Annotated in this window: 13 protein-coding genes; 3 read left to right on the top strand and 10 right to left on the bottom strand. The window is 55.9% G+C overall.

Annotated features, from left to right (window positions below; translation table 11 throughout):
- Positions 1–65 precede the first annotated feature (65 nt).
- Complete coding sequence (locus AC2FLE_RS19350) at positions 66–722, top strand: hypothetical protein (protein ID WP_496699077.1); 657 nt, start codon at positions 66–68, stop codon at positions 720–722.
- A gap of 156 nt (positions 723–878) precedes the next feature.
- Here the strand turns inward: AC2FLE_RS19350 and AC2FLE_RS19345 are convergent, their stop codons facing one another.
- Positions 879–1,055: a hypothetical protein gene (locus AC2FLE_RS19345; RefSeq protein WP_496699075.1), complete on the bottom strand. Its 177-nt coding sequence runs from the start codon at positions 1,053–1,055 to the stop codon at positions 879–881.
- A gap of 393 nt (positions 1,056–1,448) precedes the next feature.
- Here AC2FLE_RS19345 and AC2FLE_RS19340 point away from each other — a divergent pair, with 393 nt between their 5' ends.
- A complete protein-coding gene (locus AC2FLE_RS19340) occupies positions 1,449–2,330 on the top strand; it encodes a sterol desaturase family protein (protein ID WP_496699074.1) in 882 nt (293 codons plus the stop codon).
- Between the two features lie 59 nt (positions 2,331–2,389).
- The gene (locus tag AC2FLE_RS19335) at positions 2,390–3,562 is read left to right on the top strand and encodes a flavin-containing monooxygenase (protein ID WP_496699072.1); all 1,173 of its coding nucleotides are present in this window, start codon (positions 2,390–2,392) and stop codon (positions 3,560–3,562) included.
- Positions 3,563–3,855: 293 nt separating this feature from the next.
- Here the strand turns inward: AC2FLE_RS19335 and AC2FLE_RS19330 are convergent, their stop codons facing one another.
- The 9 genes from AC2FLE_RS19330 to AC2FLE_RS19290 all read right to left on the bottom strand — a co-directional run bounded on the left by AC2FLE_RS19330 (position 3,856) and on the right by AC2FLE_RS19290 (position 12,598).
- Complete coding sequence (locus AC2FLE_RS19330; protein ID WP_496676962.1) at positions 3,856–4,062, bottom strand: hypothetical protein; 207 nt, start codon at positions 4,060–4,062, stop codon at positions 3,856–3,858.
- A 227-nt stretch (positions 4,063–4,289) separates the two neighbouring features.
- Positions 4,290–5,291 (bottom strand): ABC transporter permease, encoded by a 1,002-nt coding sequence (locus tag AC2FLE_RS19325; RefSeq protein ID WP_299664546.1) that lies wholly within the window; start codon positions 5,289–5,291, stop codon positions 4,290–4,292.
- Between the two features lie 10 nt (positions 5,292–5,301).
- On the bottom strand, positions 5,302–6,057 hold the full coding sequence (locus AC2FLE_RS19320; RefSeq protein WP_299664544.1) for an ATP-binding cassette domain-containing protein: 756 nt from the start codon (positions 6,055–6,057) through the stop codon (positions 5,302–5,304).
- A gap of 19 nt (positions 6,058–6,076) precedes the next feature.
- Positions 6,077–7,309 carry an ROK family transcriptional regulator gene (locus tag AC2FLE_RS19315; RefSeq protein WP_299664541.1) on the bottom strand — a complete coding sequence of 411 codons (1,233 nt, stop codon included), beginning with the start codon at positions 7,307–7,309 and terminating at the stop codon, positions 6,077–6,079.
- A gap of 75 nt (positions 7,310–7,384) precedes the next feature.
- Positions 7,385–8,029 carry an AAA family ATPase gene (locus AC2FLE_RS19310; RefSeq protein ID WP_299664539.1) on the bottom strand — a complete coding sequence of 215 codons (645 nt, stop codon included), beginning with the start codon at positions 8,027–8,029 and terminating at the stop codon, positions 7,385–7,387.
- On the bottom strand, positions 8,022–8,873 hold the full coding sequence (locus tag AC2FLE_RS19305; protein WP_496699068.1) for a PfkB family carbohydrate kinase: 852 nt from the start codon (positions 8,871–8,873) through the stop codon (positions 8,022–8,024). The genes AC2FLE_RS19310 and AC2FLE_RS19305 overlap by 8 nt, the downstream gene beginning before the upstream one ends.
- Positions 8,870–9,943 carry a class II fructose-bisphosphate aldolase gene (fba, locus tag AC2FLE_RS19300; RefSeq protein ID WP_299664535.1) on the bottom strand — a complete coding sequence of 358 codons (1,074 nt, stop codon included), beginning with the start codon at positions 9,941–9,943 and terminating at the stop codon, positions 8,870–8,872. Before fba ends, AC2FLE_RS19305 begins: the two co-directional genes overlap by 4 nt.
- A gap of 10 nt (positions 9,944–9,953) precedes the next feature.
- Positions 9,954–11,441, bottom strand: coding sequence for a family 43 glycosylhydrolase (locus tag AC2FLE_RS19295; protein ID WP_299985811.1), 1,488 nt, complete (start codon positions 11,439–11,441; stop codon positions 9,954–9,956).
- 80 nt (positions 11,442–11,521) lie between these two features.
- Positions 11,522–12,598, bottom strand: coding sequence for a sugar ABC transporter substrate-binding protein (locus AC2FLE_RS19290; protein WP_299664530.1), 1,077 nt, complete (start codon positions 12,596–12,598; stop codon positions 11,522–11,524).
- Positions 12,599–13,110: the final 512 nt, after the last annotated feature.

Here is a 13,110-nt window from a genome sequence, read left to right as displayed (position 1 = left end):
CCAATTGACAACTTGGGTGTCATTATTAAATATGACAACCTGGATGTCAAATAGTGGAGGTGATAGTGTTCACCCAAACCCATCTTCTGGTCGCGGCTGCTGTCTTCGCCAGGCCGGGGAACCGTACAGTCGTGCTGGCAGGCCTGATTGGCGCGCTAGTGCCGGATACTGACGTGTGGGCGATGTTTGTCATCGAGCGGTTGCGGGGGGCCAGCGGATGCGAAGTGTTCCACTATCGTTACTGGGAACAGCCATGGACGACGCTTCAAATTCTGCTGAACTCGATCCCTGCATATCTCACTCTCATCACCCTGAGCGTCGTCGGTCTGCTCGTACCTGCTTTGTGGCCACGTAAAGTGGTTTTGATCGTGATGATATTCGCCAGCTCCGCTCTTTTGCATGTCGGGGCTGACTTCCTGCTGCACCATGAAGATGCGCGCGCGCAATGGATGCCGTTTACAAACTGGATCTTCCGCTCGCCGGTGTCCTATTGGGATCCACGCCACTACGGCCAGTATTTCCTGATCTTCGAGATCGGTTTGGGTCTAGCCCTCGCCATGCAGATCGGTCTGCGGTCCCGGTCGAAGCAGGTATGGGTGGCGGTTACAATTCTGTCGCTTGGATGTCTGGGTTCGATTGCCGCTGGTTTGATGTCTGGTGCGGATCACCTTCGAGGCCCCGGGTCTTGCGAAGTTCTTGAGAGCGATGCCGTCGCAAAGTGAGCGATCTCAACAAGCAAGTCAAAGGTCGCTCCATGGAGGGATGACTATACCTGAAAACCAGTTCATGCGGGTGTTCGACGAAGCGTGGAGTTTGTGGGGCGCTTTGGGCCATCATGATTAGAAGCGCGGGGCACACAACACGCCCCGCACCAGTCTCTAACGACTGCCCGCTTTTCCGGGCATGTTCATCCGTTTGGCCGCACGCGGTGGTGTCTTCACACGCAGATTGCGCTGCGGCTTGGCCTTGGCCTTCACTAACTTTGCGGATTTCGGTGTATCCTCCACAGCAGGAAGGGTCCGCCCGAAGGTGGATTTTGGTGGTTTGAAGGGCATGATGCACCTCATAACAAAGGGAAGCTGAAGTCGCGCAGATGCTCGACTGCGAACGCCCAAGATGGGCTAGCGCCGTATGTCCATTGTCAGAGTCCTCCGCAGGAGCGTTTCAATGCGCATTCTGCCAATCAAGGTCAGCGCGCGGCGGGATCAGAAAGTATGCTGGTCCATGGTTAGAATCTCCCTTGCGAATGTTGGGAGCGTCTCAGACCAGGGAGCATCTGTCAAACCTGCTCAATGAACGGCAGCAATTGTTGGTAGGCAGTTGGGTGCTGGATAAAGCTGCCCTCAGATGATTTCACGTAAAAAACTGCTATTTTTTACAAAGGAACACTCGTCACTGAGAAATGATGGCAGACCCGCCGCGACCGACAACCCGGAAAGACACGCTCCATGTCCGACACCATCCTCGCAGCTGAGCCGACCATCCGCCTTGTTGCCTTTCTGGGCATTCTGGCGGTCATGGCGCTATGGGAAGTTGCAGCACCCCGGCGGCGACGGGAAATACCACGCGTTGTGCGATGGACAAATAACCTTGCGCTCGTCGTGCTCGACACCGCGATCCTGCGGCTGACTTTTCCGATCCTCGCAGTTAGTCTTGCGGTGATGGCCGAGGAGCGCGGATGGGGATTCTTCAACAACACAGATGTACCGGTTTGGGTTGCCATCGCGGTCTCAATGCTGCTTCTCGATCTTGCGATCTATCTTCAGCACGTGATGTTCCACGCAGTGCCGGGGCTTTGGCGGCTGCACCGGATGCATCACGCCGATCTTGATTTCGACGCGACCACAGGCTTGCGGTTCCACCCGGTAGAAATCCTCATCTCGATGGGGATCAAGCTCGCGGTCGTTGCAGCCTTGGGTCCCCCCGCTGTCGCCGTGCTCTTGTTCGAGGTCATCCTGAACGCGACCGCGCTTTTCAATCACGCCAACATTGATCTTCCGCGCCCGCTAGACCGTATCCTAAGATGGATCATCGTCACCCCGGACATGCACCGAGTGCACCATTCCATTGATCCACGCGAAACCAACTCGAACTTCGGCTTTAATCTACCCTGGTGGGATCGGCTCCTGGGGACATACGTCGCGCAGCCTGCGAAAGGACACAAGGGTATGGTGGTCGGCATTAAGCAGTTTCGCACGCGCCGCGACCTCTGGCTCGACCGGATGTTGGTCCAGCCTCTGCGCGGCCCGGCAAGTGGAGGTGCGCTCGACGCCCGCAGCCATCGGAAGCGATCTTCATCCATCTCATCCAAGCCGGGCGACGACAAATAGATCCAAAGCCGTGAACCAATGATCTTTTGCGGCCCTTAGGGTCTCATGCGGAGTTCAATTTGTTATGGCCACTCGAACCAAATAGTATTGACCCAGAAATCGAGAGGGAAGCGATGGCAAGCAAGGCAATTGTTGTCGGGTCAGGGCCCGCTGGGCTCGCATGCGCAGCTATGTTTCGAAAGCGATCCATCGATGCAACCATTTTGGAGCGCGAAACTCAGCTGGCGTCATCATGGCGGCATCACTACGATCGCCTCCATCTGCACACCGACAAGTCGCATTCCAATTTGCCCGGATACCACATGCCACGTGGATTTCCGAGATACCCGTCACGTGATCAAGTTGTTGAATATCTCGAAGCTTATGCGGAACATCACGGTCTGGATCCTGAATATGGTGCCGAGGTATCTGTTATCAGGCGTGCCGAGAAATGGGAGGTTCAATCTGATCGAGGCACATATTCAGCCGACATCGTCATCTTGGCGACCGGCATTGCATCATATCCCAACCGTCCCTCATGGCCAGGCCAAGAAAACTACATCGGAAAAATTCTGCACTCTTCCGAATACACAAACCCCAATCGCTTCGATGGATTGCGTGTGCTTGTCGTTGGATTGGGCAACTCAGGTGGGGAAATCGCTCTTGATCTAGCAGAGAAGAATATAAAGGTCGCGCTATCCGTTCGAAGCCCCGTCAACATCATTCCAAAAGAGGTCATGGGAATTCCAATTCTCACGCTTTCGATCTTGGAAACAAAACTGCCGATCTGGCTTGCCGATATGGTCAATCGCACTGTTCAACGGATTTTTTTTGGCAACTTGAACGCCCTTGGACTTAAAGCATCGTCAATCGGACTTCTCGAACAGATCAGAACCGATGGTAAGGTTCCTCTAATTGATATTGGCACGGTGGATATGATCAAAGCCGGGGTCATAGAGGTACGAGGTAACATTCAATCTTTCGAAGATCAGACAGTTGTATTCGAGGATGGTTCTCACGATAAATTTGATGCGGTAATACTCGCAACAGGATTTCGATCCGACCTTCGAAATCTTCTTCCGGATTGCAGCGATCTTCTTACGCAGGATGGTGCACCCAAGCTTAGTGGTGCCAATAGCGGGCGAGACGGGATATACTTTTGCAGTTATCGAGCATCACCGACCGGCCAACTCCGTGAAATTGGAATAGAGGCCAACGCGATAGCCGATAGTGCTCTCCGATTTGCACGATGAGGGCCACTCTGGGCTCTCTGCTGCCATCGGAGCAAGTGCAGCATCTGACAATAACCTCACGAACACAGGCGGGGACGGCCCAATCCGGACTTCCGGCAACCACTCTAGATGCTGCGGTCGCAGCCCGTATTACCGTCATTCGCTGCGACCGCGAAGTTCCATGACAGGCAAACTCACAATCTGCGGGACTTTGCTGCCCTACATGATGACCGATCAAACGTCTGCTTTTGCAGTGCTTTAGAAACATCGTGACACAATCGTTCAGTAATCAAGGGCACTGTGACCGCGGGGATTCACTCTTTAGACTCTTGATCTGACGCCTCGTCCGGCCAACCAGAAAGGAAAAACTGCCAGGTCGCGATGGTCCCAATCGCGCCAAACAGAATGGCCCAGAACAAGTTCCCGGTTACAAGCTCCAAGATCGCCCATCCAACGCTCAAGAGTGTGACGGCAACCCGCCGCCAGAGCGGAAGAAAGAAGGGTACGCGAAGTTCGAACATGTTCATCCGGGGATCACTCCAACGCTGTGGAACACGCGATGTTAGACCTCTGGCATGATAGTTGCGCCGGTAAATGCAATCAACTAACGTCCTTCCCCACGGTTACATGTCTCAGGTTCTGTGCACACCATTGACCGTTGCGATTGTCGACGGTGCACGCAGCCAATATTTGATTCCTCGGCATCGTAGCGCACAGCTCCGGCAGCCACACCACGATGTCATCGCTGTCACTTCACAACGTCTACCTTGCTTCTGTTTAGCGAAATAGCGATTGCAGCAATCAGCAAAACACCCAAGGCGACCTGGCTCCACGAAGGGGGTACGCCCGCGATTGTCAGCCCATTGCGGACGATTGTCAGGGTCAATGCCCCGATGATTGTTTTGACCACACTGCCATAGCCACCTGTCAGCGGCGTACCACCAAGCGCAACCGCAGCAATTGCGTCGAGCTCAATCATCAGACCCGCCTGGGGCGTCGCCGCTCCTGCCCTTGCCAGGTTGACGCAAGCCGCCAATCCCACCATCAGCCCTGCAGCGGCAAAGACCTTGATCTTGAACGTCGTGACATTGATGCCGACCAGGCGGAGAACCTTCTCGTTGCCTCCAACGGCTCGCAACTGTTGACCAAAAACAGTCCTCTCATAAAAGGCCCACATAAACAGCGCGACAATCGCCGCGAGGATGAAGATCGCGGGGAATTTGCCCATCGACAGAAGCCAAGGTGCTGCGACAGACGAGATGTTGGTGCCGCCTGACACGCTATCGTCCGTTATATAAATCGCCGTGCCGTCTGATGCGATAATCACAACGGCGCGCACGATGATCAGCATTGCCAATGTTGTCACAAATGATGGGATCTTGAGCAGTGAAATAATCAGGCCGTTGACCATGCCAACAAGGCCACCTGCGACAATTCCCAGGATCAAGCCCACATCCCCGAACCAGAGCATTCCAAGTGCACCCAGAAACGCCGAAAATGCCAGGCTTGACCCGATGGAGATATCAATTGAACCAGTTGTCACGATCATCAACTGCGCGAATGCCAGTAACATCAAGACAGGCGTTTGCTGCGCAATGAACGTCCAGTTGCGCATCGACATGAAGCGGTCGCCCGAGATCGCCCAGAACAACAAGATTACCAGAACAATGGCAATGAAAGGCACATAGTCTCGCAACATTTCGGCGCGTTTGGGCGTCAGGAATGGGCGGGAGGCGGTTGTTTCGGTCATGTCGTTCTCCTCATTCGCCGAGAGTTATGGCCTTCACGAGCCGGTCCGAGGTAATCTCGTCGCGTTTGAATTCGCGCGATGTGACCCCGTGATGGGTCACTACGATACGGTCAGCCAGGCGGCGCACCTGATCGAGATTGTGGCTTACCAAAAGGAATGACGTGCCCTGCTTGTCGCGCACATCCTCAACCAATCGCTCAACTTCCGCCGTTTCATTCGGTCCAAGTGCGGCGGTCGGTTCGTCAAGGATTACGATGTCGCTCCCCCAGGCAATTGCGCGCCCGATCGCGATACTTTGTTGTTGTCCTCCGGACATGGAGGAGATTGGTTGCGACAGATCCTGAACGGTGGTGACATTGAGCTGCGCGAGGGCTTCACGGGTTTTTTCGCGCATCTTTCGTTCATCCACAAAAATCCCCCATTTGCGGGGGATGCGCCCCAGAAACAGGTTGTAGGGCGCCGTCATATTGGGAACCAGTGCCAGATCCTGATAAACGACTTCGATCCCGCATTCCTGCATATGCGAAACACTGTGCTCAGCCCGGGATACTTCCTTGCCATTGATGATGATCTGTCCGCCGTCCGGAACATGGGCCCCAGCCACAACCTTCATCAACGTTGATTTTCCGGCACCATTTCCGCCCACGATCGCGACAACTTCACCGCGATGAAGATCAAAGGAGCCGTCACGCAATGCCTGGACACCACCAAATGACTTCGAAACGTGTTTCACCGAAAGAAGAGGTTGAGCCGTCTGGTCATTCATAGTGGGTTCTCCTTCATTCCTATCCGCTTGCTTCAGCAACAAGGGCTTCTGGCTCGGCTCTGGGAGAACCGAGATAGGTTTGTGCAAGTACGTCCAGAAAGGCCCCGCGCAGCACAGTATCTTCACTTTGCTGGCTCAGCTCGATGTCGACGGCATCGTAGATGCTTGGCAAAACCGTCGCTTTTACATGGGTCTTGATGTGTTCCAGAAACCTTTGACCGAACCCGGCATATTCATCTCCGATCACAACCAAATCCGGATTGACGAAGTTGATGCAGTTGGTGATGCCTTGCGCCAGATAGCGTGCAACCCTGTGCACCTCTTCGCTGGCAAGCCCGTCTTCCGCTGCGTATGCGTCAAGGACCTGAGAAAAATCAGCGTCTGAAGTCAATGTTGTACTGCTGACGTTCTCTGCGCGCTCCCGTATGGCACGCAGTAGCGCAATGCGCGACGTGAAGAGTTCCAGACAGCCTCTATTTCCACATTTGCACTGCTCGCCATCAACGCTGATGGACGTATGCCCCAATTCACCTGCAAGACCTTGCGCACCCCGGTGCACATGGCCATCCACGACAAGCGCCGAGCCGATCCCCTGACCGGCAGACACGTACAACATGACCTTGGCCCCCAGCGCCCGGCCATGATGGCGCCATTCAGTCAAGGCTGCTGCCTTGGCGTCGTGTGTGGAGTGAACAGGAATGTCAGGATAGCGGGAGCGCAGCTCGGGGATCAGATCGAAGCCCTGCCATTGAGGGCTTTCAGTCATGAGGATGACACGTTCATCGCGCTCCAGGAACGGGCCAGGAACAGCCACGCCAATGCCATCGACCTGTTTCAAATTGCCAATCTGGCGATCCAGTGTCTCGGAGATCTCCTTGAAAGTCTGCTTGGCGGACCCGTCCCGTGCGATGGGGAATTCACTGGTCTCCAGCAGGTCACCGCGCAGATTAAATGCAGCAATGGAAAAGCTACGGCGTTGCAATCTAAGACAGAGGATGTATCGCCCGGAACCAACAAAGCTGAGGTTGATCGATCGCCGACCACGCCCCCCACGAACAAGTCCCACTTCCTCAACGATGCCATTGTCAATAAGTGGTGCTATCGCACGTGTGACAGTCGCCTGATCCAATCCGGTGGCTACGCTGATTTCCTTGCGCGAGCATTCTCCCATGTCGTGCAAAGCTGCAAGGATGGCGCGCCTGTTGTGGCCTTGAATACCTTCGATCGACAAGCCTTTTTGAGCAAGTTTCATGTCCGAACCCCAATTTTTTCAATTTGGCTCAAACATAGCGAGTTTTGCTTGCAACCTGCAATCAACTCTCGGGTGCTACGCATCGACGCCCTCCTGAAACAGGATGTCGGCGAATGTAGCACTTTGTCGGATCCTCTCCGCGTTGGGCATGTCGGTCTTGGTGATCTTTTCCCGCGTCTCGACTTCACCTCTGCCGCCACGCTCGTGGCGTCGCTTCAAGCGCTGCTTCAGGAGTTCATCCGGCGTGTCTACAAAGATACGCAGGTCGAAATGCGATGCCGCTCGAATCCAAGGCGCTTCATTCATCAGAATGTAGTTGCCCTCGACTATGCAAAGGGCCTCGTTTCCTTCGATCCTGGCGCCTTCTGGGACCGGGTCATGTATGTGCCGGGAATATCGCGGCCACCAAAACGCATCTCCCCTGGACAAACGTTCCACCGCGTGGGCAAACGCGTTGCCATCAAACGTATCGATACGGCCTTTCACGCTTCTAAGCCCTTCGGCCTCAAGCTGGGCGTTTGTTTTGTGAAACCCGTCCATCGGGCAGTAGGCAGCGATGTGCCCGGCAGCGCGTAGATCCTCGGACAGCCGCTCGGACAGCGTAGACTTACCCGTCGCCGGAGGCCCTGCAATTGCTACAATGAGCGGCGGTTGACCTGCACTTATCCGCTTTTCAATTGCGCCCAGAAGGCTGGCATAGTCGGCGAGGTGCTCAGGCATCCATCCAACTCCGCGTACCCGCATGGGTGCATGACTTACCCGCGATCTGGTTGGCGATATTCAACGCATCTACAAATGACCCGGTCTCGAGATACGCGTGGCAGAAAGCGCCGTGATAAATGTCTCCTGCGCCCAAGCTATCGACAACGTCCACCTCCAAAGCGGGTATCTCGCCCCATCGTCCCTGATCATGCCAGACGACCCCAGCGTGACCCCGTGTCATTGCCCAGCGTTGGATGTCCAGTTCCTCACACATATTGGCAAAGGCGCGCAGTCCCTCGGGACAAAACACGTCGCTGACAATTGGAATATCGGCCAGCTTTAGAAAATCCGGTGACCAGTCTTTCCAGCCGCCGCCATCCAAAATGATTGGCCCTTCAAACGCACGTAAGGCGTCAGCGTGCGCCGCAACAAAATGCCGTTCGTACTGGTCGATCTGAATCAACCCGTATCCTTCCGTCAGGATCAGACCCTCTTGAGAACGCACCTTTTCGCACTCATCCCCTGCGCCATTGACAATCATCCTGGCCCCAAGGCTCCGGGTTGAAACAACTGTCGAAAGAGGGATGCGATAGTCCGGGTCATTACTGATGTCGTGCACCGTAACGTTCCTGTCCTTCAGATCGGACGTCAGCATTGTCTTCATTGGGCCCGGCGCGCCCAGCGATGTGGCCAGCGCCGCCGTTCCACCAAGATGGGCGAACGTAACGGCAGCGTTCAAAGCAGACCCGCCCGGGATCACATCATTGCTCAAAGCCTTGGTCTTCCCGTCCGGACCCGGAAAATCCTCAACAAGCGCGGTGACATCCATCACCGAGCGGCCTATGAACAGCGCCCGGCTCACGCGGCCTTCCGGGATGGATCGAGCCCGCCATCAGCATACCGCTTTGCCATTTCTGCAACTGGGATCGGCTTGATTTTACGCCCGTGGCCCGCCACCCCGAACCTCTCGAACCTGTCACGGACCAGCGTTTCAAGCTCCGCCATCCCGGCCAAGATAAACGCCCGAGGATCGAAATTCGATGGGTTGTCCCGGGAGAAGCGCCGCATTGCGCCGGACATGGCCATGCGGCAATCGGTGTCGATGTTGATTTTTCGAACACCATGCCGGATCCCGCGTTCGATCTCTTCGACGGGGACGCCCCAGGTTTGTGGCATTTCACCGCCAGAGGCGTTTATCAAGTCCTGCAAACCCTGTGGCACAGAGCTCGACCCATGCATGACAAGATGGGTATTCGGCACGCGACGATGGATCGCCTCAATCTGGCTGATGGCCAGGATGTCGCCATCCGGTTCCCTTGTGAATTTATAAGCGCCATGAGACGTCCCACAGGCTATCGCTAGCGCATCGACCTTGGTTGCAGCAACAAACTCCGCTGCCTGATCGGGATCGGTCAATAGCTGATCGTGATCCAGTTTGCCCTCTGCCCCGGACCCGTCTTCTTCACCCGCCTCGCCGGTTTCAAGCGATCCAAGAACACCCAGCTCTCCTTCGATTGAGGCACCCGTCCAATGTGCGATCTGTGCAACGCGAGCCGTGATATCGACGTTGTGGGCATAGCTGGCGGGTGTCTTGCCGTCGCCCATCAGGGAGCCATCCATCATGGCCGAGGTGAACCCCGCAGCGATGGCGCTGACGCAGGCCTGCTCATCATGGCCGTGGTCCTGATGCAGACAGATTGGGTTGTCGGGATACATGGACGCCAGTGCGTTCACTATAGCGACGATCATCCGATCTCCGGCATAGGCCCTGCGAACATTCAAGCTGGCTTGCAGGATCACCGGTGCATCGCAGGCGCGCGCAGCGTTCATGATCGCAAGGCCCTGCTCCATATTGGAGATGTTGAACGCCGGCACACCAAATCCTTGATCCGCCGCATAATCAAGCAATTGTCTGAGGGTTATAAGGGGCATGGCGAGGCCTTTACTTGCGGAAGTTGAGATTGTGGAATTTCGCCGAGCCTTCCTGAACAAAGAGACCCCAGGCATCGGTATTGGAGATGTCATAGACCCTGAAGGATGCAACAACCTGCCCGGCCACAAAGCACTCGATGGCCGACCCGTTGCGCAGGATCTGGACCCGGTAACACCCATCCTCCGGTGTGAAGGCGAGCGGACGCTCGACCAATGGGCTGTCGATCTCCTGACGGACCTCAATGCCATGCCGCTCATTGAGCACCAGGCTGTCCCAAAGTGGATCCATCGCGGCAGGCCAGCGATCAAACAGGACGCGCTCCTTCATGGGCTCGATTGAAAGGCTGTAACCGCTGTCCAGATGATCGCCGCCTCGGGGTTCGATGAGAATACCCACAGCTTCGGTGGCGGGATCAGGTTCAATCACTACATCGAGCAACACGTCATCCCGGTTCGGACCGTCGATGAACGCGTATCCGTATGATCCTGTCGCATCACACCGAGGGTCTGCATCGCCGGTCCAGTCTCCCAACATGGGGCGCAGCTTGTGGGGCACGGTCTCTGCGTAACTCTGGTCCACGTTATCGGGCAATTTGCAGGTCAGCGTGCCGTCTGGCAGCGAGACAAGTTCGCGCGGGCTGCCCAGTTCTCCGCCCCAAACCCAGCTGCGCTTGGGGCCATGATGCTTGCGGAACGGTATCCATGCGAAACTCATGCGACGGTCGCCATCGCTGGCCGATTTGGCAGCGTAAAATCGACGCCCGTCAAGACTGTCGAGCTTGCGGCTTTCCCAAGGACCATCCGGGGATTTTGACACCCGATACACTGTTTGCATTCGTTCCGAGTAGCGGCTTTCAACCAGATACCACCAGTCGCCCAACTTGAAGATTTCCGGGCATTCCGGGCAATGCGTCAACATCGAGGACGCCAGCGGCGGGCCAACCTCCCAGCTTTCCAGATCATCGGACGTGGCAACGGCAACACAGCCCCGGCGAAACTGCGGACCTTCCTTGAGGCGCGCTGAGATCAGCATCTTGAAGCACCCTGCCTCTTCGTCGCGGTAGACAAAGGGGTCGCGCCAATCGACGGTTTCGTACCAGCGGGGATCGGGGAAGATCATCGGGTTGGATCCGGATTTCTCCCAGGACTTGAGATCAGTCGATGTTGCCTTGCAAATTGACTGCGGTGAAGCAGATTGACGATTGTAACCTGTGTAGAAGAAGTGAAACACGCCCTTGTGCTCAATGACAGAGCCGGTCCAGATCCCATCGCCGTCGCACTCACCGTGCGCGCCGGGGCCAAAAGCGTCGGGCATCACCTCCCAGTTTACGAGGTCATCTGACCGAAGATAAGCGGTCGAGACGCGCGCCCGCTCAACATATTCCCACGCGCCCACAGGGGGTTGGGAAAAAAACAGATGCCACGTGCCATCGTGGTAGAATGGCATTGTATCACCAGCGGCAGCACCGCGCTCCGGAGCGTATCCGAAAAGTCTCATCTGCGGACCTCGAAAAGAGTTTGATTTTTTAGTCCCCCGACCCATTGAACCGGGGGAGGGCTCGCTGCGTGCAAGGGGAGTTATTGCACGTAGTCTTGCCAGTTTGCCTGCCACGCGTCGATGAAACCGGGCAAATCAGCGTCGGGATTATGGACCTTGCTGAGGCTGCGAACGGTTTCCGGTGAAAGAATACATCCGTTCAGTAGACTGTTGGCATAGGTATCCACATTGTCGGCTGTTACCGGAATGAGGCCGACCCGCGGCTGGGTGTCTTCAATCGGGTGACCGTGCAAGTAGTCATAGAGTTGGATAAGGCCGAACCCGCCAACCATCCAATGGCCACCGATCGAGAAACTCAGTTTGCCATCCTTGATGAATTGAGCGACCTGCTCGTCAATGTCGGTGGTTATGATGGCGATGTCGTCACGCCCTGCCTGTTCCACCGCAAATTGACTGCCGAGACCGGCGACCGCGCCAAGCACGATGATCGCGTCAATCTCGCCGGGTCCGAAGCGGGCAATGAACTGCTCGGCATATTTCTGGCCATTCTCCCGGTTCAGACGATCCCAACTTTCAGCGATCACTTCGACCCCTGCCGCGTCCAATTCCGATTGAACTCCCGCCCAGATTTCTTCCGCAGAAGTCACACCTTTCTGGTTCCAGACCATCGCGACTTTCTTGTGTCCGAGATCTGCGGTGGCTTTGCCGATTGCCTGACCCCAAGTGTCATTGTTCTGGGTCACCTGCGCGATGAAATCCTCACCTTCATAGTCATCGTCATAGCTGGACACCACCAGTCGACCGACGGCAATACCAGGAATATCATTCTCTTCGAGAAGACGCGCGACCTGGATACCGGCCGGCGACGTCAGCGGGTTGAAGATCAGCCCGTCCGGGCCGCTTGCGATGATGGATTCAGCTTGCGCCGCGTGCTGTTCTTCCGAGTTCTGATCGTCAAACTCCTTCAGCTCGACACCCAGCGCTTCAGCTACGCAGCGTTCAAAACGATGGCGGTTGATAACCCAAGGGTTTGTTTCCGGCTGGCCAAGGTCAGCGATTACCAGATCGGTACGAGCTTCGCTTTGAGCCGTTGCCACGCTCGCAAGCGGCAACATGGCTGCTGTCACAAGCAAAGGCTTGAGCATCTTGTAGGTCATGATCTCCTCCCTGGAGAGTTTTTCGCGTTGATTGCGGAGAGGTAAACTCCTATTTAATGCGTACTGCAATTAAATGCAGTTTGCAAGTATATATCCAATCCGCTGAACCAACCCGGGAACTTTGAGGTTGCGAAGTGGCAAAAATCCAGGCTTTACGGCTCAAGCAGTCAAGGCATCAAGTTCCGCGCGAACCACGCGGTACGGCAGGACCCGGTGTCCTGACTCAGGTTCCGAGCGGTGTGGATGCCCTGGGCGTGGTCCTCGTAATAATCGGCGTAGTCGTTCACAAATCCGCGCAGATGTCGTCTGCACCTGTCAACGGCGACTGAAATCGGCCATTCGCTGCAACCTGAAGAACGAGCAGGTTGGGCTCTGAGCCGACATCCGAGCTGGCGCAGCATCAGCCCTCACAGGCAGCCTTACCAACTCCACGTACGGCCCGTAGGAGACATCGGCCGACCCGCTGGACGCCGCGATGCAGCTTCCCCGAAGCGGACATCGGCTACCGAATG

The organism is Ruegeria sp. CDSA077 (genome assembly GCF_059612265.1).
This window is presented reverse-complemented; position numbering and strand designations above follow the sequence as displayed.

Bases quoted from the DNA above. Each gene is read 5' to 3' on its own strand.
- AC2FLE_RS19290 (WP_299664530.1), bottom strand. From the start codon at position 12,598: ATGACCTACAAGATGCTCAAGCCTTTGCTTGTGACAGCAGCCATGTTG.
- AC2FLE_RS19310 (WP_299664539.1), bottom strand. From the start codon at position 8,029: ATGCCTGAGCACCTCGCCGACTATGCCAGCCTTCTGGGCGCAATTGAA.
- AC2FLE_RS19345 (WP_496699075.1), bottom strand. From the start codon at position 1,055: ATGCCCTTCAAACCACCAAAATCCACCTTCGGGCGGACCCTTCCTGCT.
- AC2FLE_RS19340 (WP_496699074.1), top strand. From the start codon at position 1,449: ATGTCCGACACCATCCTCGCAGCTGAGCCGACCATCCGCCTTGTTGCC.
- AC2FLE_RS19315 (WP_299664541.1), bottom strand. From the start codon at position 7,309: ATGAAACTTGCTCAAAAAGGCTTGTCGATCGAAGGTATTCAAGGCCAC.
- AC2FLE_RS19295 (WP_299985811.1), bottom strand. From the start codon at position 11,441: ATGAGACTTTTCGGATACGCTCCGGAGCGCGGTGCTGCCGCTGGTGAT.
- fba (WP_299664535.1), bottom strand. From the start codon at position 9,943: ATGCCCCTTATAACCCTCAGACAATTGCTTGATTATGCGGCGGATCAA.
- AC2FLE_RS19320 (WP_299664544.1), bottom strand. From the start codon at position 6,057: ATGAATGACCAGACGGCTCAACCTCTTCTTTCGGTGAAACACGTTTCG.
- AC2FLE_RS19330 (WP_496676962.1), bottom strand. From the start codon at position 4,062: ATGTTCGAACTTCGCGTACCCTTCTTTCTTCCGCTCTGGCGGCGGGTT.
- AC2FLE_RS19325 (WP_299664546.1), bottom strand. From the start codon at position 5,291: ATGACCGAAACAACCGCCTCCCGCCCATTCCTGACGCCCAAACGCGCC.